Genomic DNA, 22,424 nt, shown 5'->3' with positions numbered 1-22,424 from the left:
CCCTTGCTGCCTCCCGGTTCGACGATCGGCATTTTGGGCGGCGGCCAGCTTGGCCGCATGCTCGGCCAGGCCGCCGCACAGCTCGGCTATCGCATCCACATCTATGCCCCCGACCGCGAAAGCGTCGCCGCCGATGTCGCGGCGCAGCACACGCAGGCGGCATGGGACGACGAATCGCGCCTCGCCGCTTTCGCTGCGGCGTGCGACGTCGTCACCTTCGAATTTGAAAATGTTCCCGTCGACACCGTTCGCTTCCTGTCGGGCCATGTCGCGGTTCGTCCCGGCGGCGGCGCGCTCGAAATCGCGCAGGACCGGTTGATCGAGAAGAATTTCGTCGCCGACCTCGGCGGCCGCCCCGCCCCCTTCGCGGCAGCACCCAACCGCGCCGCGCTCGACACCGCACTGGCAGAGGTCGGCGCCCCTGCGATCCTGAAAACCGTCCGCATGGGCTATGACGGCAAGGGTCAGGCGCGGCTCGCCAGCACCGCCGATGCCGATGCCGCATGGGACGCGATCGACCGCCACGCCGCGGTGCTCGAAGGCTTTGTCAGCTTCGCGCATGAATTTTCGGTGCTGATGGTGCGCGGGATCGATGGCGAAACGCGCTTCTGGGACAGCCCGGTCAATGTTCACGAGGGCGGCATCCTCGCGACCTCGAGCCTGCCGCCGCCGCAGATCATCCTCGATCAGCAGGACGAAGCCCGCGCGCTGCTGGCCAGGATCGCCGACGCGCTCGATTATGTCGGGGTACTCACCGGCGAATTTTTCGCCACCGAAAACGGCCCGATATTCAACGAAATGGCGCCGCGCGTCCACAACAGCGGCCATTGGACGATCGAGGGCGCGGTGACGAGCCAGTTCGAAAATCATATCCGCGCGGTCGCCGGCCTGCCGCTCGGCGACACCTCGACGACAGCCTTGCCTGTCACCATGCGCAATCTGATCGGCGCCGAAATCGAGAGCGTAACCGCGCTGCTCGCCGACGGCGCCGCGCGCGTCCATCATTATGGCAAGGCCGAGGTCCGCGACGGCCGCAAGCTCGGCCATGTCACCTGGGTTGGAACCTCGCCAGCATGAACCATCCCGAAATCACGCTCATCCTCGCGCGCGCCAGCAACGGCGTCATCGGCGCCGACGGCAAGATGCCGTGGCACCTGCCGGCCGATCTTCGCCGCTTCAAACAGCTGACGATGGGCCGCCCGATGATCATGGGACGCAAGACCTTCGACAGCCTGCCCGCGCTGCTCGAAGGCCGCCGCCACATCGTTCTGACCCGCGATCCCGAATGGCAGGAGGAAGGCGCCGAGCCCGCAGCAACTGTCGAAAGCGCGCTACGCCTCGCCAACGCACCGCAAGTGATGGTGATCGGCGGCGCCGAAATTTACGCGCTGTTCCTGCCGATCGCCGACCGCATCGAGCTCACCGAAATCGCGCTCGAACCCAAGGGCGACGCCGCGATCCCCGCCCCCGGCGCCGAATGGCGCGAGATCGCACGCGAAGATCATCCCGCGGGTGACGCAGGGCGCCCCGCCTACAGTTTCGTCACGCTCACAAGGAAAAAATGATGCGCCGCTGGCTGATTGGCACTCTGGTCGTCCTCGCCGTCGCGGCGGGCGCCTTCTTCACCCTCGCCCCCGGCATACTCGAGCGCGGGATGAACAAGGTCGACGGAAAGCCGCTGCTAACGGTCAGCGAGCGCGCCAGGGCGCTGCACCAGACGCTCACCGTCGTTGATCTGCACAGCGACAGCCTGCTGTGGAGCCGCGACTTTCTCGATCGCGCGAAGCGCGGCCATATGGACCTGCCGCGCCTTGAAGACGGAAATGTCGCGCTGCAAATCCTCGCCAGCACGACCAAATCGCCCAAGGGCCAGAATTACGACGCCAATAGCGGCGACACCGACAATATCACCGCGCTGGTGATCGCCCAGCTTCAGCCGGTGCGCACCTGGAACTCGCTCCTCGAACGCTCGCTCTGGCATGCCGAGAAGCTGCACCGCGCAGTCGCCGCGTCGAACGGCCAGCTCGTCGCCGTCGCCGACCAGGCCGGTCTGAACGCGCTGCTTGCGGCGCGGCGCGGCAAGACACCGCCGGTCGGCGCGATGCTCAGTATCGAGGGGCTCCACGTCCTCGAAGGCAAGATCGCCAATCTGGACAAGCTCTACGCCGCGGGCTTTCGCATGGCGGGGCTCACCCATTTCTTCGACAATGATCTCGCGGGTTCGATGCACGGGCTCAAAAAGGGCGGCCTCACCCCGCTCGGGCGGCAGGTCGTGACGCAGATGGAAGCCCGGGGAATGATCGTCGATCTTGCCCATTGCTCCAGCGCCTGCGTCGCCGATATCCTCAAAATGGCGCGCCGTCCCGTCGTCTCGAGCCACGGCGGCGTGCAAGCGACGTGCAAGGTCAACCGCAACCTCAGCGACGAACAGATCCGCGGAGTCGCCGCGACCGGCGGCCTCGTCGGCATCGGCTATTGGGACGCTGCGGTGTGCGACACCTCGCCCGCGAGCATCGCGAATGCGATGAAGCATGTCCGCGACCTCGTCGGCATTAGCCATGTCGCGCTTGGCAGCGACTATGACGGCGCAACCACCGTGCGCTTCGACACGTCGAAGCTGGTGCAGGTGACGCAGGCGCTGATCGATGCGGGTTTCAGCGACGACGAAATTCGCGCTGCAATGGGCGGCAATGCGATCCGTGTGCTGGGCGCGGGGCTCGTCCCCCTGAGCCCGCCGGCCCCATGATCCGCCTCGACGGCCACGCCCGCATCGACGATCCGCTGCGCAGCGGCGTCATCGCGCTCGGCAATTTCGACGGCTTCCACGCCGGGCATCAGGCGGTCGTCGGCCGCGCGGTGCGCCATGCCCGCGACGAGGGTCGCCCCGCGATCGTCGCGACCTTCGACCCGCATCCGGTGCGCTTTTTCAAGCCCGACGTCCCGCCCTTCCGCCTGACCACCCTCGACCAGCGGCAGGAGCTGTTCGCAGCGGCGGGCGCCGACGCAATGCTCGTCCTCCCCTTCGACGCGACCCTCGCGGGGACCACGGCAGAGGACTTCATCACCCGCCTTCTGCTCGATCGCTACGGCGCCGCAGGCGTCGTCACCGGCAGCGATTTCGTTTTCGGCAAGGGCCGCGGCGGCGATGTCGTAACGCTGGCCGACCATGCGCGCACCCACAGCTTCTTCACCGAAATGGTCGCGCCGGTCGACGACGCCGAGGAGGTCGTCTCGTCAAGCCGCATCCGCGACGCGCTGCGCGACGGCGATTGCGACACCGCCGCGCGCCTGCTCACCCGCCCCTTCACCGTGCGCGGCCGAGTCGAGCATGGCGACAAGAACGGCCGCCTGCTCGGCTTTCCGACCGCGAACATCGACATGGGCAACTACCTGCGCCCGCGTTACGGCATCTACGCGGTCACCGGCCGCCTGCCCGACGGGCGCATCCTCAAGGGTGCGGCGAACATGGGCATCCGCCCGAGTTTCGATCCGCCCAAGGAACTGCTCGAACCGCATTTCTTCGATTTCGCCGAAGATTTATACGGGCAGGAAATCGATATCGCCTTTCGCGCCTTCATCCGGCCCGAAGCGAAATTCGACAATATGGACGCCCTGACCGCGCAAATCGCGGCAGATTGCGACGAGGCGCGGGAGCTACTCGCGAACATATAATCATCGTCACCCCGGACTGGATCCGGGGTCCATGCGACGCTGCGGGATGGATGCCAGGTTGCACCCGGCATGACGAAGAGGGGATGGGGGAATGATGACCGAAACGACCGACGACTGGGCAGCCGGGCTCGAAGCCCCGCCCAAAAAACCGATGAGGCGCGGTACCAAAATCTTCCTCTGGATCTTCGGGGCGATCGTCGCCTGGTTCACCCTCAGCAACGCGAGCTGGCTCGCCCCCGATGCTCCGGGCAAACGCACCCTCATCGCCCATCGCGGCGTGTCGCAGCTCTTCGATCACACAGGGATCGGCCGCGACACGTGCACCGCAACGCGCATCCGCGCGCCCGAGCATGATTATATCGAAAACAGCCTGCCCTCGATCCGGGCGGCGATCGGCCGCGATGCGAACATGGTCGAACTCGACATCGCGCCGACGAAGGACGGTCAGCTCGCGGTCTTCCACGACTGGACGCTCGATTGCCGCACCGACGGCAAGGGTCCGATTCGCGATGCCACCATGGACGAGCTCCGGAAACTCGACATCGGCTATGGCTATACCGCCGACGGCGGCCAGACCTTCCCGCTGCGCGGCAAGGGCGTCGGCATGATGCCAAGCTTCGATGAGGTCCTCGGCCAGCTCGGCCACCTCTCGCTGCTGATCAATTTCAAGTCGCCCGACCCGAAGGAGGCGGAAATGGTCCTTGCTGCCTTCGCGCAGGCCGGCATCGACCCCAATGACGCCCGATTCGGCTTCTACGGCAAGGGCAAGCCGATCGAAATCATCCGCAAAAAGGCGCCCAAAGCGTGGGCAATGGATCCGGGCAGCGCCAGGACCTGCACCACCGACTATATCAAATATGGCTGGTCGGGCTGGTTTCCGCCAAGCTGCGCCGGCAACACGATCATCGTCCCGCTCAACCGCCAATGGGCCTTTTGGGGCTGGCCCAAACGCCTGCAGGCGCGTGCGGCGGCGCATGGCACCCGTGTCCTCCTTGTCGGCAATCACGGCGACAAGGCGAACGGCCTTGGCCTGCACGACGTCCACCAGCTGCAAAAAATCCCCGCCGCTTTCACCGGCTATGTCTGGGTCGAAGATATCTACAACCTCGGCCCTGCATTGCGGCCGCGGCAGAAATAGGGACGCACGCGCGGCTCGCGCCTTCTGGGCCCCGGCTTTCGCCGGGGAACAGCTCGACATCGGAGCAATCTGTTCCCCGGCGAAAGCCGGGGCCCAGTATGACGGTGCGATAATGAAATCCGGCAGCGTCTACATTGTGACCAACCAGCGCAACGGCACGCTTTACATCGGCGTCACCAGCGACCTGCCCCAGCGCATCTGGCAACATCGCGAAGGCCTGATCGACGGTTTCACCAAGAAATATGGCTGCAAGCTGCTCGTCTGGCACCAGCATTTCGATGATTTGCAGGATGCTCGCCGCCGCGTAGTCCAGATGAAGGAATGGAAACGCGCGTGGAAGATCGAGTTGATCGAGGCCGCGAATCCCGAATGGCGCGATCTATATTTCGAGCTTGTTTAGTCCCGCATGGGCCCCGGCTTTCGCCGGGGAACAAGAACCGCAGCCGCGCTTCATAGCTACTTCCCGGCGAAAGCCGGGGCCCATGCGGCACGGAACCACATAAAAGGTGACGAAACCCCTTCTGTTACGCTAAGCGCCGCCACCATGACCGAAACCACGCCCGCGCCCGAAACACGCGATTATCGCGACACCGTCTTCCTGCCCAAGACCGACTTTCCGATGAAAGCCGGCCTGCCGCAGAAGGAACCGCTGATTCTCGCCAAATGGCTTGAGGGCAATCTGGAAGGGCAGATTCGCGAAGCCCGCCGCGGCCGCGACCAGTTCATCCTCCACGACGGCCCACCCTACGCCAATGGCGACATGCACATCGGCCATGCGCTGAACCATATCCTGAAGGACATGGTCGTCCGCACCCAGACGCTGAAGGGCAAGGACGCGCCTTATGTTCCCGGCTGGGACTGCCACGGCTTGCCGATCGAGTGGAAGGTCGAGGAGCAATATCGCAAGAAAAAGCTCAACAAGGACGAGGTTCCGGTCGAGGAATTCCGCGCCGAATGTCGCGCCTATGCGCAGCATTGGGTCGACACCCAGCGCGAACAGCTCAAGCGCCTCGGCATCGGCGGCGACTGGGACCATCCGTACCTGACGATGGATTATGAGGCCGAGGCCACCATCGTCCGCGAACTGCTCAAATTCGCCGCGAACGACATGCTCTATCGCGGCGCCAAGCCGGTGATGTGGTCGCCAGTCGAAAGGACCGCGCTGGCCGAGGCCGAGATCGAATATGAGGATATCGTCTCGACCCAGATCGATGTTGCGTTCGAAATCGTCGAGAGCCCGATCGCCGAACTGGTCGGCGCTTATGCGGTGATCTGGACGACGACGCCGTGGACGATCCCGGTCAACCAGGCTTTGGCCTATGGGCCGGAGGTGGACTATGTCCTGCTAGAAGGTGATGGCGGCAGGAAATTCCTTGTCGCGGACGCTCTAGATACGGCATTTGGCGAGCGCGTTGCCAAACAAACCGGTAACACCTCGGTCTTCAGACAGACTTGGGAAGGCAAAGGCTCCGACCTCGCCGGCACCATCGCCCGCCACCCGATGCACGCGCTCGGCGGCTTCTTCGCGCGCCCGCGCCCCTTCCTCGCGGGCGATTTCGTCACCACCGACAGCGGCACCGGCCTCGTCCATATGTCGCCCGATCATGGCGAGGATGATTTCGACCTGTGCAAGGCGAACGGCATCGACCCCGTGTTCGCGGTCGAGGGCGACGGAAAATATCGCGAGGATTGGGCATGGCTCGGCGGCCAAGGATCGGTGATCAACCCCAAGTTCAACGCCCCCGACGGCCCGATCTGCGCCGACCTCCACGAAGCCGGCGGGCTGCTCGCCGCATCGGCCGATTATAAGCACAGCTATCCGCACAGCTGGCGCTCGAAGGCCAAGGTCATCTATCGCTGCACCCCGCAATGGTTCGTGCCGATGGACAAGGTGATGACCCACATCTCGCCCAAGACGCCGAGCGATCGGCGCTGGGAGAATGAGGGCGGCGCGATCGATCCGCACAAGGAAGAGCTTTGCGACGCCCCGACGCTGCGGCAGGCGGCGATGCAGGCGATCGACGTCACACGCTTCGTCCCCGAAAAGGGCCGCAACCGCATCAGCAGCATGGTCAAGGACCGCCCCGACTGGGTGCTGTCGCGCCAGCGCGCATGGGGCGTGCCGATCACGCTCTTCGTCGACCGCAAGACCGGCGTCTATCTGAACGACCCGATCGTCAACGACCGCATCGTCGCGGCGGTGAAGGAAGGCGGCGTCGACGCGTGGAGCGACGCGCGCGCGCAGGAATATCTCGGCGATCAATATGACGCCGCCGATTACGAGCGCATCGTCGACATTCTCGACGTCTGGTTCGATTCGGGCTGCACCCACGCTTTCGTTCTCGAAAGCGGCCGCTGGCCCGCGCTCGTCCGCCACGACGGATCGACCCACAGCGCCGATCTGTATCTGGAAGGCAGCGACCAGCATCGCGGCTGGTTCCAGTCGTCGCTGCTCGAAAGCTGCGGCACGCGCGGACAGGCGCCGTACAAGGCGGTGCTGACGCACGGCTTCACGATGGATTCCAAGGGCTTCAAACAGTCCAAATCGCTCGGCAATACGACCGATCCCGTCAAGGTGATGGAAACCAACGGCGCCGACATCATCCGCCTGTGGGCGCTGAGCGTAGACTTTACCGAGGATCACCGCATCGGCGATGAAATCCTCAAGGGCGTCGCCGACCAGTATCGCAAGCTGCGCAACACCTTCCGCTACCTGCTCGGCGCGCTCGACGGCTTTTCGGAAGAAGAACGCGTTACCGACATCGCGGCGATGCCCGAGCTGGAGCGTTATATGCTCTCGCTCCTCGCCGACCTCGACAGGAAGATGGCGCAGGCGGTCGATGATTTCGATTTCAACACCTACACGCGCCTGCTCGCCGATTTCTGCAACGAAGACCTCTCGGCCTTCTATTTCGACATCCGCAAGGACGTCCTCTACTGCGACCTCGGCCCCGCCGCGCCGCTCGGCACCGACACGCGCCGCGCGTATCGCACCGTCCTCGACACGCTGTTCCACGCGCTCGTCCGCTACGCGACACCGGTTCTGGTCTTCACCAGCGAGGAAGTGTGGGGCACGCGCTATCCCGAAGCAGGTTCGGTCCACCTCCTCGAATGGCCCGAAGTCGATGCCCGCTGGCAGGACAATAAGCTGACCGCAAAATGGGCGGGCGTGCGCACCCAGCGCGAGGCCGTCACCGAAGCGATCGAACCCTGGCGCCGCGAAAAGACGATCCGCTCGAGCCTCGAGGCCGAGGTCGTCGTCCCCGACCCGACGCTCGATCCGGCGGCGCTTGAAGAAATCTTCATCGTATCGGTCGCGCGCGCGGGCGATACGCTGACGGTGACCCGCACCGAGAACCACAAATGCGGCCGCTGCTGGCGCCACTTGCCCGAGGTCGAGGCCGACGGCAGCTTGTGCAATCGCTGCGACACGGTATTGGACGCCTGATGACCCGCACCCGCTCCCCCTATCTGGGCTTCGGCCTGCTGATCGCGGCCTTCGCCTTCCTCCTCGATCAGGTCAGCAAGTGGATCGTCATCGTTCCGCTGTCGCTCGAGCCCAAGCGGGTGATCGAGATCTGGCCCTTCTTCAATCTGACCTGGGCTGAAAATTGCGGCATTTCGCTGTCGATGTTCTCGGCCTGCAACGACACCACGCGCTGGACGCTCGTCGCGGTCACCGCCGCTGTCGCCGCCGCCGTCGCCTTCTGGATGACGCGCGAAAAGGCGAAGGGCGATGTCATCGCGCTCGCGATGATTCTCGGCGGGGCGCTCGGCAATATCGTCGATCGTGTCCGCCACGGCTTTGTCGTCGATTTCGCCGACCTGCATTTCGGCGATTTTCGCCCTTTTCTGATTTTCAACGTCGCCGACGCCTGCATCACCATCGGCGTACTTTTGCTGGTTGCGCGCGCGCTGCTCTTGGGCGAAAAGGCCCCAGCCGCGGCCGATCGTTCGCAAGACGGAGCCGCCACCGATTAAACGGGGCGCATAGGAGAATATTTCAAGTGAACCGGACCACCGCCATCCTTGCCGCCTCGGTCATTGCCACGACATTGTCCGCCTGCGGGTCGAACAGCCTGTTCAGCCGCGACCGTCCCGATGAAATGATGGTGTCGCGTCAGGCGCCGCTCGTCGTGCCGCCCGATTATTCGCTGACCCCGCCGGCCCCCGGCTCGGCGCGTCCCGGCGGCGAATCGACCGCGGAGCAGACGCTGCGCGCGCTGTTCGGCGGCCCCGCCCCGCGCAGCGCCAGCGAAGCCGCGGTGATCGGCAGCGCCGACGGCGCGCGCGGCGATCCCGGCATCCGCAGCCAGGTCGGCAGCCCCAATACGCAGGTCGTCGACAAGGGCCTCGTCGTCCGCGACATCCTCGCCGCCCCCGAAGGCGACGGCCGCGACGCATCTTCGGCGATCCCGGGCGCCTGAGCCCATATCATCGATCATGAGACGACGGCCCGGCGATCCCGGGCCGTTTTCTTTTGGGGTCAGCTAAACAGGTTAGACAGCAACAGCACGGCGACGAGGCTTTCGACCATCGCGCGCGATGCGTGGCCGAAAGCCCGCAAGCGGCTGCATTGCAAATGCTGGGTGAACCAGGCGGTCTGCAGGCTCCCGAACCACAGCAACGCCGCCAGCCCCAGCGCGCCGCCCGCGAGGATCGACCACTGGTGCCCCAGCCGGATCAGGATCTCGCTGGCCCCAAACAGGATCGCGAGCAGCGCAACGACATAGCATTGACTGTAGAAAGGCGCGCGCAGCGTCGCGCGGCTGAGCTCGATCTTGCGCGCCCGAACCAGCCGCGTCGCCATCATCACCGCGAACAGGCTGTAGGACACGATGCGCAGCAAGATGAGATCGGTGTTGGTCTTGACCAGCGCCGACAGGCCGATCTTGCTCGTCACGACCGCGTCAGGACCGACCAGCGCCAGTTCGGCGGCATGGACCAGCATCAGCGACAGCAGTAGGAACAGCGGCGGCGACAATGTGTCGGTATATTGCTGGTCCTGGGTATCGCCCTGCTCAAGGTCCGAATAATCCATCATTTTCAGCGGATGGACGAGAGTCCGCCAGAGCGTGATCGGATAGAAGACCAGCCAGGACATAACCTCGTAGAGCAGTTCGTCGAGCGATTGCAGCAGGTTGAAGAAGTTCATGCCGCCATGCGCATCATCAGTCGACGTCCCTCCGACAGCCAGCGGGCAAAGTTGCGTACCGTCGAATCCCGACTCTCGGGCCAGTCAGGCCAATCCGCCGCCCGTAGGCCATTGAGGCCGCAAAAATCGCGAACCCAATCCTCCTGCTCGTCAGGATCGATCGGCAGATCGTTGAGATAATCGTCGTCGGGATGCGGTGTCAGGCCCGGTTTCCAATAGACGGCCAAGGCGCCCCACAAAAAGGCGGCGACATCCGGCTCGCAATCATCGGCAAGAAGCACGACAAACTCGTCCCGGGTTGGATTGCCCCGCCGCGCCACCAGGCCCGCCGCCTGTCTTTTCCATTTTTGGGCCATATAGGCCCACAGCAGGAGATAGAGGCCGAGGCAGATTGCCGCGAACCACCCGCCGCTCAAGCCCGTGCGCCCGCTTCCTCGACACCCGCGCTATTATGGCGTAGCGCCTTGAGCACCGTGTCGACGATCTGCGGCGCGTTCAGCCCCGCTTCGTCATATTGCACCTGCGGCGAATCCTGATCCTGGAACACATCGGGCAGGCGCATCGTGCGCAGCTTCAGCCCGGCGTCGATCAGCCCCTCGTCGCTCGCCAGCGTCAGCACATGCGCGCCGAGCCCGCCGATGCTGCCTTCCTCGACCGTCACGCAAACCTCGTGGTTCGCGAGCGTCTTGCGGATCAGTTCCTCGTCGAGCGGCTTGGCGAAGCGCAGGTCGATCACGCTCGTCGACAGCCCGCGCGCTTCCAGCGTGTCGGCGGCCTTGAGCGCCTCGGCGAGCCGCGTGCCGAGCGACAGGATGGCGACTGCCTTGCCCTGCCGCACGACGCGGCCCTTGCCGATCGGCAATTTCTCGGGAACCGTGGGCAGCGCGACCCCCGTGCCATTGCCGCGCGGATAGCGGAAGGCGATCGGGCCATCGTCATATTCGGCGGCGGTATAGGTCATATGGACCAGCTCGGCCTCGTCGGCCGCCGCCATCACCACCATGTTGGGCAGCGTCGCAAGATAGGTGACGTCGAACGACCCCGCATGGGTCGATCCGTCGGCGCCGACCAGCCCGGCGCGGTCGATCGCAAAGCGCACCGGCAGATTCTGGATCGCCACATCATGGACGACCTGATCATAGGCACGCTGGAGGAAGGTCGAATAAATCGCCGCGAACGGCCGCATCCCTTGCGCCGCGAGCCCGGCGGCAAAGGTCACCGCATGTTGTTCGGCAATCCCGACGTCGAAGGTCCGCGTCGGATGCGCTTTCGCGAATTTGTCGACCCCGGTCCCCGACGGCATCGCGGCGGTGATCGCGACGATGCGCTTGTCGGTGTCGGCCAGCTTCGCCAGCGTCTCGCCGAACACATTCTGGTACGCCGGCGGTCCCGGCGGTGATTTTGCCTGTTCGCCGGTGATCACGTCGAATTTCTGAACGCCATGATATTTGTCGGCGGCGGCCTCTGCGGGGGCATAGCCGTGCCCCTTCTTGGTCACCGCATGGATCAGCACCGGGCCATGGTCGCTATCGCGCACATTCTCCAGAATCGGGATCAGATGCTCGAGATTATGGCCGTCGATCGGCCCGACATAATAGAACCCCAGCTCCTCGAAGAGCGTCCCGCCCATCGCCATGCCGCGCGCAAACTCGTCGGTCTTGCGCGCCGCCTTGTGCAGCGGCTCGGGCAGTTTGCGTGCAAAGCGCCGCGCAATCTCGCGCAGTTCGAGGAACGGTCGCGACGACACGAGCTTGGCAAGATAGGCCGAAAGCCCACCGACCGGCGGCGCGATCGACATGTCATTGTCGTTGAGGATCACGATCAGCCGATTGCCCGCCGCCTTGGCGTTGTTCATCGCCTCATAGGCCATGCCCGCCGACATCGACCCGTCGCCGATCACCGCGATCGCGCGGCCGGGTTCGTCCTTGAGCTGGTTGGCGATCGCAAAGCCCAGCGCGGCGCTGATCGAGGTCGACGAATGCGCCGCCCCGAACGGGTCATATTCGCTCTCGGCGCGCTTGGTGAAACCCGACAGGCCCCCGCTGGCGCGCAACGTGCGGATGCGGTCGCGGCGCCCGGTGACAATCTTGTGCGGATAACATTGGTGGCCGACGTCCCACACCAGCTTGTCGCGCGGCGTTTCGAAAACATAGTGGATCGCAACGGTCAGTTCGACGACGCCCAGCCCGCTGCCCAGATGCCCGCCGGTCGTCCCGACGGCGGAAATCATCTCGGCGCGCAGTTCGTCGGCGAACTGGCGGAGTTGTTCGGGCTTCAGCTTGCGGAGGTCGGCGGGGACATCCACCGTGTCGAGCAGCGGCGTATGCGGACGTTCGGTCATCCCCCGGTCATAAAGATAAGCGCCGAAGCTGTCGAACGAAAAGGCGGTGCGCGCCCGTCAGCGCGCGCGCCCCGGATTTCGGATATCGTCGGTCAGCTGCCAGCAATCGGCCGTGGGGCGAAAGATCAAATAGCCGCCGGGCCCGGTCTTTTCGATCAGCGTCCCTGGCCCGTCGCCCTCGCCGGGCTCGAAACGCCCCGGAACCCAGTCGACGCGTTCGGTTCCCGTCGACGCGGTGTTGAATTCCACCTGGACATAGACAAGCTGCCCGGGATCGCCTCCACCCGGCGCATCGAACCGCCGCGCCGAAGCGCCGGTGACATAGCTGTAGTCGATCATCACCACCGGAAAATCATCAGCGTCCAGATAGCGGTTCGCCGGCACCTCGCGCGCGCTGCCCTCAACACCCGAACCGACGGCAGGCGCCGTATAGCGCTCGCGCACCGTCCGGCTGTTGGCGAAGGGCCAGAGAAAGGCCGGAAAATCGCCGCTGCGGCACGCACTCGCGGCTTCATCCAGAAAGAAACGGTCGCTCTCGCTCACCCCATCCCCAGCGGCTGCGGACCCCACTGGCACCAGTACAGACAGCATCGCCGCAAGCGCCCGGCCCGTCCGCAAATCAATCTTCGCCATTACGTCTTTTCTCCTCGGTCGGCGGCGCATCCTTCGCCGCCCCGACCTGCGCATAAAGCCCCCGCACCATCAGGTCTGTGAACACGATCATAACCCCGATCATCCCGACCAACAGCACGACCGCCGCGACCGGAAAGGGGCCGATGCCATCGATCAGCCCGCGACGCGACGCAAGCGCGAGCAACGCCGCGAGCGCCATCAGCGCATAACCGGCAAAACGCGGGGTGCGGCTCATGCCGCCGGGCCCGCGAAGGAAGAAACAGGAAATTGGTGCATGACAGCGTGATGAAGCCAAACGCGCCCGCCCGCAAGACGAAGCCTTTGCATTGCCCCGTCAATCTCTTACACCTGTGAACAAGGGGGTCGGATCGCAGGAATGTCGAAACGCATGACCCTGACCCGCTCCATGCCCTTTCCGCTTCGTCGCCGGCATATCCTGCTGCCGTTCGCACCCCTCGCTCTGGCGACAGCCGCAGGGGCCGAAGAGATGGCCGCGCCGCGTCATCACGTCACCGTGACGACCGGCTTCCCGATCGCCGGGGACGACGGCGAATCCGCCCGCTTCGTTCAGGACACCAGCGATATCGACGAGAATATCCTGCTTCCCGCTGCGCGCATTGACGCGGATGACAGCGATCGCAAATGGGCGCGCGACTATATCGCGCTGGCCGCCGGGGTGATGACGACCCCCAGCTATAATGGATCGAACGACCGCTCGATCCTCCCCGCCTTCTATCTGCGCGGGCGGCTCGGAGGCTACGCCTTTTCGACCCGCGGCACCAATTTTCAGGTCGACCTGATCCGCCAGCGGCGCGGCCAGAAGACCGATTTCAAATTCGGCCCGATCATCAGCCTGCGCAGCGACCGCAGCGGCGGGATCAAGGATCCGCAGGTGGAGGCGCTCGGCGAAAAGAAACTCGCGGTCGAACTCGGCATCTCGGCGGGCATCACCCACACCGGTGTGATCACCAGCGATTATGACCAGATCGGACTGCGCCTCGTCGCGCTCAGGGATATTTCGGGCCGCCACGGCAGTTGGGTCGCCTCGCCAACGATCGACTATGGCACCCCGCTGTCGAAGCGCGCCTTCATCGGCGTCTCGGCCTCGGTCAACGTCTATGGCAAGGGTTTCGGCCATTATTATTACGACATCGACCCGCTCGGCAGCGCCGCAAGCGGCCTGCCTGTCTATGACCGGGCCGGGACCAAGGCGACCGCGGGCAAATATACGGTCGGGATCGCGGGCGCCTATGCCTTGTCGGGCGATCTGCGCAAAGGCTTCGCCCTGATCGGCGGGGCCCAATATGGCCGGCTGACCGGCCGCTACGCCGCCTCGCCGATCGTCGCCGAGGCGGGCAGCGCCGACCAGTGGCTCGCGGGTGCAGGCGTCGCCTATCAATTCTGACCGGATATCCTGTAACACCTGTCGGGCCGACACGGGATATCCGCACGCGTAGCGGTAACGAAATCGGCACCCCCAATTGGGGCTCGCCCGGCCGCCCGTCCTCGACTATGCGCGATGCAAGCCGTGGAGGACCTGCCCCGATGACCGCCAATAACGCCGCTCCCGCCTTTGCCACGATCATGCTGCTCACCGGGATCGGCATCCCGATCCTCGCCGCGCTCAATTCAGGGCTCGGCGCGCGGCTGGACAGTCCGATGGCGGCGTGCGTGATCCTGTTCGGCATCGCGCTGCTCATCGCAATCACCGGCGCACTCGTCACCGGCACGCTGGGCCATGTCAGACTCTCGTCCGACATCCCCTTTCATTTCTATTTCGGCGCGCTGTTCATGGCCTTTTACGTCATCGCGGTGACCTTCATCGCGCCGCGCTTCGGGGTCGGCAACGCGATCTTCTTCGTCCTCGTCGGCCAGTTGATCAGCGCCGCGACGATCGACCATTTCGGCCTGTTCGGCGCGATACCGGCAGCGATCGATACCAAACGCATCGCCGGGATCGCGCTGATGGTCGCGGGCGTCTACCTCGCACGGCGGAGCTGAAGGCCGCTCACATATGCGCGGTAACCTCGGGCGGATTCCACCAATTATTGCCCGCACCGTCCATATACCGGACCGGCAGTGCCGCCATCTCGGCAGGCTCGAGGTTGTCGATGCTTGCGATCGACACCGAATAATAAGCGCCGCCGATCTCCTCGACATAGCCGTGCCCGAACGACGACACGCCGCACGTCTTGCAGAAGACATGATGCGCGCTGTTCGACCCGAACTGGTAATCGCTCAGCGCGGCGGGATCGCTCAGCAGGCGAAAGGCGTCGGGCTTGATTTGCGCGCTCCAGCCCCGCTTCTTGGTACAGATCGAGCAATTGCATTTGCCCGTTCCCGCCGACAGGTCGATATCGGCTTCATATTTGACCGCGCCGCAGTGGCATGAGCCGTGATAGGTCTTGATCATCGCGTAAAATCCTCGCCATTTTCGGGCGCCAATCGCCGGCCGCCCTTCACTTGGCGGGGGTTAGACCATCCTGCTGACAGATCGTGTCAGGAGGCTGCCCGGACAAATCGCGGTGGCGCCAGAAATCGGCCATCAGCACCGCGCGGCGGCGCCCGAACCCCTCGCCGCCAATCCGCGCCGACGTCACCCGATCGATACGGAAACTGCGGAAATCCTGTCGCAGCAGGCACCAGGCGGCGATGATCTGCTTCTCTTCATAATAGGCAAGCGCCGCGGGCCAGATCGCGCGTTCGGTCGCCGCCCCGCCCTGGTCGGCATAGCCGATATGCAGCGTCTTTTCGGCGCGCATCGCCGCGCGCACCGTCGCCAGCAGCGGCGCGTCGGTCTCGCGCCAGCGGCTGTTCACCGGCCATAGCCCCGCCTCGTCGATCCGCTGCTTGAGCTCATCGGAGCTCGCCGCCGCGATCTTCGCCAGCGCCATCCCCGCGGCGCGCGACAGCGATCCGTCCTGCCGTCCCTCGACCCAGCGCGCGCCGAGCACCAGCGCCTCCAGTTCGTCGGCGGTGAACATCAGGGGTGGCAGGAAAAAGCCGGGGCGCAGCACATAGCCGACCCCCGCTTCGCCCTCGATCGGCGCGCCGAGTGCCACCAGTGCCTGGATATCGCGATAGAGCGTCCGCACCGACACGCCCCGCTCCGCGGCGAGTATCTCCGCGGTCACGGGCCGTCGCCGCCGGCGCAGGCTGTCGATGATCGCGAACAATCGTCCGGTCTTGTCCATGCCGCTCCCTTCGCCTCGACAATATCAGCGGCGCCGATAGGTCCAGCGGCGCGCCTTCATCCCGTCGATCGCCGAAATCGATGCGGTCAGCGTGTCGCCCGCGCGAACATAATCGATGCGTTGCGGATAATCATGCGCCGGATTTTCAAAGCGCGCGCTGGTCGCATCGTGGCGTACCAGTCGAAACGCGACCGGCGCCCCGCCCTGCGGCTGCGCGACATAGGCGGGCACCCCGTCGGCATCCGCCGCGATCCGCAGAAATTCAAACTCGCGCAAATTCTCGCCGCGCCCCGATCGGCTCACCCCCAGCATCATCCCGCCACGCGGCGGCATCCAGCTTTCCTCGGTCCAGCGCCCTGCATCTTCGCGCACCCAGTCGCCCGCCAGCCACGCGAGGTCGCCGACCGTCGCGGGCGATCCCGCCGCAAACAAAAGCGCCGTCACTCCCGCCAGCCATGGCATCATTGCGCACCTCCCGACAAAGCCGACGGGATGCGTTTATCGGCGTGTTGGCGGGAGCGGTCAACGACCGCTCCCGCCCGTCTTTCACGATCAGAAGCCGATCGTCACGCCCGCACGCGCAGCCGTTTTACCGCGGCGGTTGAAGCCCGACGCGACCCCGGCGTTAAGCGCGAGGTTCGGCGACACCAGCACGCCCATCTGAAGCGCCCCGGCATGCGCGCCATCATAAGTGGCGACGTTCGCAGTCAGGTTGAACTTCATGTCGGGCAGGAAGGCGTTGCCGCTAAGCGCCGACGCGACCGCGGTCGAGCTGGCGATGCGGTCGTCGAGCACCGACATCCGCGATTCGATCTGGTCGATCCGCGTCGATACGGCGTCGATCCGCTGCGACAGCGCATTATCGGCGGCGAGACGCGCCGACATTTCATTGGCAAGGCCCAGCGTCAAACTGGTCGTTGCCGCTTCCTGTACCGCCTGCCGCTGCGACATTTGCAGGTTGAACTGCTGGCGGGCCGCAGCTTCGGCATCCAGCTGATCCTTGTTCACCGCGTCGGTCGCCGCGGACCCTGCCGCGACGTTGGTCACCCGGCGCTCGGCTCCGGCCGCGCCCACCGAGACGGTGTTCGCCTGGCTCGCGACCGATCCCGCACCCAGCGCGACGCTGTTCGCACCCGTCGCCGACGATCCGCCGCCGAGCGCGATATTGCCCGCGCCATTCGCCGTCGCACCGTCACCAAGCGCGATCGCCGACCCGCCATTGGCGGTGCTGAGATTGCCCAGCGCGACCGCGCCGTCGCCGGTTGCCGTGTTATCGGCGCCGATTGCGACCGCGCCATTGCCCGTTGCGATATTGGGATCGCCGATCGCGACCGCGCCATTGCCCGTCGCCTTGTTGTCGAGCCCGAACGCGATCGCTCCCGCCCCATCGGCGACCGTCCCCGACCCGCCGGCCATCGCGCCATTGCCCGTCGCCTGCGCCGACACGCCGCCATTGTTGTTGCCGACGACATTGCCGTTCTGGACGATCACCTGCTGCACCGCAGCAAGCGCCTGATCGGCCTTGCCATTTGCCTGATTGGCGGTGGTCAGCGCGGCATTCGCGACCGTCCCAACGGCATTGAGCTGGTCGAGATTGACCGCATCGGTGCCTTGCGTACCGGCGGAGACATTGGTCAGCTGGCGTTCGTTGCCCACTGCACCGAAAGACACGCTGTTGGCACGGTCGGCCAGCGAATCGCTACCAATCGCCGTGCTATTCTCGGCCGAGGCATAGGCGTTCGTGCCAATCGCCGTGGAGAGCAAGTTGTCGGCCGTCGCGCCGGATCCGATAGCGATGCTATTGTCTCCCGTTGCGGATGACGAGATACCGAGCGCGACGGCAGCACCTCCGCTGGCATCCGCGCCGTTACCGACCGCCGTCGAGCCAAAAGATGCCACAGCCTGCGTCCCCAGCGCCGTGCTGAACGGACCATTGGCCCGGCTGCTATAGCCAAGGGCTACCGCGAAAGAGTCCGACGCCAGGCTTTCGGAGCCAATGGCGACGGCGAGTCCTCCACTCGCATTGGCATTGCCGCCGATCGCGACGCTTTCCTGCCCACTCGCCTGCGCCGCCGCGCTCGACGAATTGGCCTTAAAATAGATGCTCGACCCCAGATTTGCGGTAACAGAATCGGCAAAACTACTAATCGCTTGCTGAAGCTGGCCCAGGTTGACGGCATCGGTCGCCTGCGTGCCAGCGGCAACATCGACAATCTGTCGCTGACCGACCCCAACACTATTGTCACGCATTGCAAAGGTTCCGGCGCCCAGCGCAACGCTATTCAGTCCCCCTGCAAGCGAACCACTGCCAAGCGCCGTGCTGCCGCTTCCCGCGCGCGCATCGCTGCCGATCGCCGTTGCGCGCACGCCATTGGCATACGCGCCTTCGTTGTCGCCATTGCTATCGCCGCCGATCGCGACGCTTCCGTTTCCTTCCGCTTTTGTGGCCCGGCCGATGGCAATCGCCGCTTCGCCGTTTGTCCGGACAAAAGATCCAAGAGCGACGGCATAATTTCCCTGCGCAGCGATATTTTCGCCGAGGGCCGCCGACGCATCGCCAGCGGCGCTCGTATTCGAGCCCAGCGCGAGAGCGCCATAGCCTTGGCTTGATGCGAAATTGCCGATAGCAGTCGACACGCCCCCACCGGCATTGGCGAATTGCCCGATCGCAATAGCGCCAGCCCCACCGGCGGTCGCGCCCTGGGCTGCGGAGTTTATCCTGATATAAGGCGTTCCGCCGCCACTAAGCGCGGCATTGAGCTGCGTGAGATTGACCGCGTCAGTACCATTTACCGCCGTTGCGACATTTGTGATCCGGCGTTGCAGACTCAGCGAGCCTACCGACACTGTGTTCGCCGCATCGGCTACCGAATTTGCGCCCAGCGCGACGGAATTGGTTGCGAAACTGAGCGTCGATGCGTTCGTTCCAACCACGACAGACGCCTCCCCCCCTGCGTTGGTCGATGCACCGATCGCGATGGAGCGCTGCGCGGCAGAGGTCGCGCCGAAGCCCAACGCCACGCTATTTGTAAAGCCGGCATTTGCACTCGCTCCCACTGCAAGCGAACCGCTGCCGCCCGACTGCGCACCATTTCCGACCGCAGTCCCGAAGGCACCGGCCGCGCTGCTGTCTGCGCCCAGGGCGGTCGAGAATGGAGCCTGAGCGCCAGCGTTGTTGCCGCAGGCCAGCGTCTCGGCCGTTCCATCCGATTGCGCTCCGCCGTCAGTATCGGCGGCATCCACAACGCCGTTGTTATTGGTATCCAGCAGACACTCGGCCGCCTGCGCAGTTCCCGAAAAACCCGCCGTCAAAGCGGCAACACAAAGGGACGCGCGAAGCGCGTTACGAACACCGGAAATCATATATTATGCCCCCATAACAAACGGCTACGATTCGCCGCCCCATCCCGATTCCGAAAAGATTAACGCTTCGTCAACCAATAAAGTTTTTGTTTACTATCTATTTATGTCAACGCTCCACCAACGCCTCTCCGGTGGACAGCAAGCCCCTGCCCGGCTAAACACCCCCCATCCCCGGGGAGCCTGTCGCGTGATCGCAGGTTGAGAGCGGAATAAACCGCGACCCGTTGAACCTGATCCGGATAATACCGGCGGAGGGAGGGTCGGCGTTTCGTTCCATATCCAAGGACCGGAATCCCCGTTCTCGCTCCGACATATATGGAGCGACTGCACATGGCCGACATCGACACCCGCCTCGCAAAGGGCGCCGCCACCCCGATCGGCGTCACCACCGGACCGATCCGTGGCAGCCGCAAAATCCATGTCGCGACGCAGACCGGCAGCGGCATCCGCGTCGCGATGCGCGAGATCGATCTCGACCCGCATTCGGGCGAGCCCCCGGTGCGCGTCTATGACACGTCGGGCCCCTACACCGACGTCAACGCCACCATCGACATCGAAGCCGGCCTCCCCGAAATCCGCGCCGACTGGATCCGCGCCCGCGGCGACGTCGAGCAAGTCGCCCAGCGCGAAGTTCGCCCTGAGGATAACGGCCAGCTCGGCCCCGACCGCAGCGGCGGCGTCGCCCCCTTCCCCAACGTCCGCCGTCAGGTGCTGCGCGCCAAGCCCGGCGCGAACGTCAGCCAGATGTATTACGCCCGCCGCGGCATCATCACGCCCGAGATGGAATATGTCGCCGAGCGCGAAAATCTCGGCCGCGTCCGCCTCGCCGAGTACAAGCGCGACGGCGAAAGCTTCGGCGCGTCGATCCCCGATTATGTCACGCCTGAGTTTGTCCGCGACGAGGTCGCGCGCGGCCGTGCGATCATCCCGAACAACATCAACCACCCTGAATCCGAACCGATGGCGATCGGCCGCAACTTCCTCGTCAAGATCAACGCCAATATCGGCAACAGCGCGGTCGCATCCGACGTCGCGAGCGAAGTCGACAAGATGGTCTGGTCGATCCGCTGGGGCGCCGACACCGTCATGGACCTGTCGACCGGCCGCAACATCCACGACACCCGCGAATGGATCATCCGCAACTCGCCCGTCCCGATCGGCACCGTCCCCATCTATCAGGCGCTCGAAAAGGTCGGCGGCGTCGCCGAGGACCTGACCTGGGAAATCTTCGCCGACACGCTGATCGAGCAGGCCGAACAGGGCGTCGACTATTTCACCATCCACGCCGGCGTCCGCCTTCCTTACGTCCCCCTCGCGGCAAAGCGCATGACCGGCATCGTGTCGCGCGGCGGCAGCATCATGGCGAAATGGTGCCTCGCGCATCACAAGGAAAGCTTCCTCTACGAACGCTTCGACGAGATTACCGAGATCATGAAGGCGTATGACGTCGCCTACAGCCTCGGCGACGGCCTGCGTCCCGGCAGCATCTACGACGCGAACGACGAGGCGCAGTTCGCCGAGCTCTACACGCTGGGCGAGCTCACCAAGCGCGCCTGGGCGCAGGATGTGCAGGTGATGATCGAGGGGCCGGGCCATGTCCCGATGCACAAGATCAAGGAGAATATGGAAAAGCAGCTGGAGGCATGCGGCGAGGCGCCCTTCTACACGCTCGGGCCGCTCACCACCGACATCGCGCCGGGTTACGACCATATCACCAGCGGCATCGGCGCCGCGCAGATCGGGTGGTACGGCACCGCGATGCTTTGCTACGTGACGCCCAAGGAGCATCTGGGCCTGCCCGACCGCGACGATGTGAAGGTCGGCGTCGTCACCTACAAGCTCGCCGCCCACGCCGCCGATCTTGCCAAGGGCCACCCCGCCGCGCAGGTCCGCGACGACGCGCTATCGAAAGCGCGCTTCGAATTCCGCTGGCGCGACCAGTTCAACCTGTCGCTCGACCCCGACACGGCGGAACAATATCACGACCAGACGTTGCCGGCGGAGGGCGCCAAGACCGCCCATTTCTGCAGCATGTGCGGTCCGAAATTCTGCTCGATGAAGATCAGCCAGGAAGTCCGCGAGTTTGCGGCGAAGCAGAACCAGCCCGCCGAAAACTTCATTGCGGCCGAGGAAGCCGAAAAGGGCATGGCCGAGATGAGCGAGCTGTTTAAGGAAACGGGGAGCGAGCTGTATATGGGCGCGGGTGGCAGGGAGCATGATTGATAGAGACTAGCAAAAGCCGTCTCGATTCACTTTGAAGTATGCTGCCAGCGCCATGAGTACGAACTAAAGAAGCCAAGAAAACTCATTCCTCTTCCCATTGAGTGAAAATCCGATAGTAGCTAAACGAAGATTTGCTTAGGGGAAGGGGCCGGGGATCTGTGCCTGTCGAATATACAACAGCAAGTGAGCTTAGAAGCCTCGGGGCCGGGCTGTCGGAGGAAGTTCGCAAAAGCGTTACAGCCGCAACAGCATCTTCAGCTACTACTTTTTTATCGCACTCAAGCAAAGACATAGATATTTTACCGGGCGCAATAAGGGTTTTGCGTAATCACGGGGCAAGCGTCTATATCGACAAAAAAGATACTGCGCTCCCACCGTATACGTCACGCGAAACAGCGGAAATCCTCAAAAGACGCATCGGCCAGACAAAAAAATTCGTCTTGCTTGCAAGCGTCAATAGCAAGGACAGCCGCTGGGTTCCTTGGGAACTTGGCTTGGCGGACGGGTACAAACGCCTAGAAAACGTAGCAATTTTTCCTTCTGTCGATTCTCGAAATGAGACAAATTGGACCAAGCAAGAGTATCTCGGCTTATATGATCGTATTGTATTTGGAGACATGAAAGGCCGTAGTGACAGAATCTGGATGGTCTTAAATCATGAAAAATTTACTGCCACACCCTTGTCGATTTGGCTGAACAGGTAGG

The 22,424-nt window shown here is 64.2% G+C and carries 22 protein-coding genes and 1 riboswitch; of the genes, 13 read left to right on the top strand and 9 right to left on the bottom strand.

All coding sequences use genetic code 11. The features are described 5' to 3' along the window. Nucleotides 1-3 precede the first annotated feature (3 nt). The 9 genes from AC1RRJ_RS13090 (at nt 4) to AC1RRJ_RS13050 (ending at nt 9,237) form a co-directional block, all read left to right on the top strand. Entirely contained in the window at nt 4-1,077 is a 1,074-nt protein-coding gene (locus tag AC1RRJ_RS13090; RefSeq protein ID WP_493123367.1) for a 5-(carboxyamino)imidazole ribonucleotide synthase, read from the top strand. Then, the gene (locus tag AC1RRJ_RS13085) at nt 1,074-1,565 is read left to right on the top strand and encodes a dihydrofolate reductase (RefSeq protein WP_493123365.1); all 492 of its coding nucleotides are present in this window, start codon (nt 1,074-1,076) and stop codon (nt 1,563-1,565) included. The genes AC1RRJ_RS13090 and AC1RRJ_RS13085 overlap by 4 nt, the downstream gene beginning before the upstream one ends. Next, entirely contained in the window at nt 1,565-2,746 is a 1,182-nt protein-coding gene (locus AC1RRJ_RS13080; protein ID WP_493124130.1) for a dipeptidase, read from the top strand. The genes AC1RRJ_RS13085 and AC1RRJ_RS13080 overlap by 1 nt, the downstream gene beginning before the upstream one ends. Continuing rightward, nucleotides 2,743-3,672 (top strand): bifunctional riboflavin kinase/FAD synthetase, encoded by a 930-nt coding sequence (locus tag AC1RRJ_RS13075; protein ID WP_493123363.1) that lies wholly within the window; start codon nt 2,743-2,745, stop codon nt 3,670-3,672. The genes AC1RRJ_RS13080 and AC1RRJ_RS13075 overlap by 4 nt, the downstream gene beginning before the upstream one ends. Nucleotides 3,673-3,763: 91 nt before the next feature. Next, complete coding sequence (locus AC1RRJ_RS13070) at nt 3,764-4,810, top strand: glycerophosphodiester phosphodiesterase family protein (RefSeq protein ID WP_493123360.1); 1,047 nt, start codon at nt 3,764-3,766, stop codon at nt 4,808-4,810. Between the two features lie 112 nt (nt 4,811-4,922). Then, nucleotides 4,923-5,210: a GIY-YIG nuclease family protein gene (locus AC1RRJ_RS13065; protein WP_493123358.1), complete on the top strand. Its 288-nt coding sequence runs from the start codon at nt 4,923-4,925 to the stop codon at nt 5,208-5,210. A 144-nt stretch (nt 5,211-5,354) separates the two neighbouring features. Next, nucleotides 5,355-8,258 carry an isoleucine--tRNA ligase gene (gene ileS / locus AC1RRJ_RS13060; protein WP_493123356.1) on the top strand — a complete coding sequence of 968 codons (2,904 nt, stop codon included), beginning with the start codon at nt 5,355-5,357 and terminating at the stop codon, nt 8,256-8,258. Continuing rightward, nucleotides 8,258-8,791, top strand: a complete 534-nt coding sequence (gene lspA, locus AC1RRJ_RS13055; RefSeq protein ID WP_493123354.1) for a signal peptidase II — start codon at nt 8,258-8,260, stop codon at nt 8,789-8,791. The genes ileS and lspA overlap by 1 nt, the downstream gene beginning before the upstream one ends. A 26-nt stretch (nt 8,792-8,817) precedes the next feature. Beyond that, entirely contained in the window at nt 8,818-9,237 is a 420-nt protein-coding gene (locus tag AC1RRJ_RS13050; RefSeq protein ID WP_493123352.1) for a DUF3035 domain-containing protein, read from the top strand. A gap of 59 nt (nt 9,238-9,296) precedes the next feature. On the opposite strand, the gene AC1RRJ_RS13045 is transcribed toward AC1RRJ_RS13050, so the two are convergent. From AC1RRJ_RS13045 to AC1RRJ_RS13025, 5 genes are read right to left on the bottom strand one after another with little or no spacing between them, the layout of a single operon-like run. Next, a complete protein-coding gene (locus AC1RRJ_RS13045; RefSeq protein WP_493123350.1) occupies nt 9,297-9,965 on the bottom strand; it encodes a hypothetical protein in 669 nt (222 codons plus the stop codon). Next, nucleotides 9,962-10,381: a hypothetical protein gene (locus AC1RRJ_RS13040; protein ID WP_493123349.1), complete on the bottom strand. Its 420-nt coding sequence runs from the start codon at nt 10,379-10,381 to the stop codon at nt 9,962-9,964. The genes AC1RRJ_RS13045 and AC1RRJ_RS13040 overlap by 4 nt, the downstream gene beginning before the upstream one ends. Continuing rightward, on the bottom strand, nt 10,378-12,306 hold the full coding sequence (gene dxs, locus AC1RRJ_RS13035) for a 1-deoxy-D-xylulose-5-phosphate synthase (RefSeq protein ID WP_493123347.1): 1,929 nt from the start codon (nt 12,304-12,306) through the stop codon (nt 10,378-10,380). Before dxs ends, AC1RRJ_RS13040 begins: the two co-directional genes overlap by 4 nt. Nucleotides 12,307-12,363: 57 nt before the next feature. Then, the gene (locus AC1RRJ_RS13030; protein WP_493123345.1) at nt 12,364-12,939 is read right to left on the bottom strand and encodes a hypothetical protein; all 576 of its coding nucleotides are present in this window, start codon (nt 12,937-12,939) and stop codon (nt 12,364-12,366) included. Beyond that, the gene (locus AC1RRJ_RS13025) at nt 12,926-13,174 is read right to left on the bottom strand and encodes a hypothetical protein (RefSeq protein ID WP_493123343.1); all 249 of its coding nucleotides are present in this window, start codon (nt 13,172-13,174) and stop codon (nt 12,926-12,928) included. The genes AC1RRJ_RS13030 and AC1RRJ_RS13025 overlap by 14 nt, the downstream gene beginning before the upstream one ends. A 153-nt stretch (nt 13,175-13,327) precedes the next feature. Here AC1RRJ_RS13025 and AC1RRJ_RS13020 point away from each other — a divergent pair, with 153 nt between their 5' ends. Further along, nucleotides 13,328-14,344, top strand: coding sequence for a MipA/OmpV family protein (locus AC1RRJ_RS13020; RefSeq protein ID WP_493123341.1), 1,017 nt, complete (start codon nt 13,328-13,330; stop codon nt 14,342-14,344). Between the two features lie 140 nt (nt 14,345-14,484). Then, nucleotides 14,485-14,940 (top strand): DMT family transporter, encoded by a 456-nt coding sequence (locus AC1RRJ_RS13015; RefSeq protein WP_493123339.1) that lies wholly within the window; start codon nt 14,485-14,487, stop codon nt 14,938-14,940. A gap of 7 nt (nt 14,941-14,947) precedes the next feature. Here AC1RRJ_RS13015 and AC1RRJ_RS13010 read toward each other — a convergent pair whose 3' ends face one another. The 4 genes from AC1RRJ_RS13010 to AC1RRJ_RS12995 all read right to left on the bottom strand — a co-directional run bounded on the left by AC1RRJ_RS13010 (nt 14,948) and on the right by AC1RRJ_RS12995 (nt 19,154). Next, a complete protein-coding gene (locus AC1RRJ_RS13010) occupies nt 14,948-15,352 on the bottom strand; it encodes a GFA family protein (RefSeq protein WP_493123337.1) in 405 nt (134 codons plus the stop codon). A gap of 46 nt (nt 15,353-15,398) precedes the next feature. Further along, a complete protein-coding gene (locus tag AC1RRJ_RS13005) occupies nt 15,399-16,133 on the bottom strand; it encodes a helix-turn-helix transcriptional regulator (protein ID WP_493123335.1) in 735 nt (244 codons plus the stop codon). Between the two features lie 24 nt (nt 16,134-16,157). Continuing rightward, complete coding sequence (locus AC1RRJ_RS13000) at nt 16,158-16,598, bottom strand: DUF6265 family protein (RefSeq protein WP_493123333.1); 441 nt, start codon at nt 16,596-16,598, stop codon at nt 16,158-16,160. Between the two features lie 87 nt (nt 16,599-16,685). Continuing rightward, the gene (locus AC1RRJ_RS12995; RefSeq protein ID WP_493123331.1) at nt 16,686-19,154 is read right to left on the bottom strand and encodes a YadA family autotransporter adhesin; all 2,469 of its coding nucleotides are present in this window, start codon (nt 19,152-19,154) and stop codon (nt 16,686-16,688) included. Between the two features lie 504 nt (nt 19,155-19,658). Further along, nucleotides 19,659-19,770: riboswitch (TPP riboswitch) on the top strand. Between the two features lie 56 nt (nt 19,771-19,826). Here AC1RRJ_RS12995 and thiC point away from each other — a divergent pair. Beyond that, nucleotides 19,827-21,719 (top strand): phosphomethylpyrimidine synthase ThiC, encoded by a 1,893-nt coding sequence (gene thiC, locus AC1RRJ_RS12990; RefSeq protein ID WP_493123329.1) that lies wholly within the window; start codon nt 19,827-19,829, stop codon nt 21,717-21,719. Nucleotides 21,720-21,877: 158 nt separating this feature from the next. After that, entirely contained in the window at nt 21,878-22,423 is a 546-nt protein-coding gene (locus AC1RRJ_RS12985; RefSeq protein ID WP_493123327.1) for a toll/interleukin-1 receptor domain-containing protein, read from the top strand. Nucleotide 22,424 lies beyond the last annotated feature (1 nt).

It is taken from the genome of Sphingopyxis sp. GW821-FHT12C06, assembly GCF_058807415.1.
The sequence above is the reverse complement of the archived record's forward strand: the minus strand, read 5'-3'. Positions and strand labels throughout refer to the sequence as shown.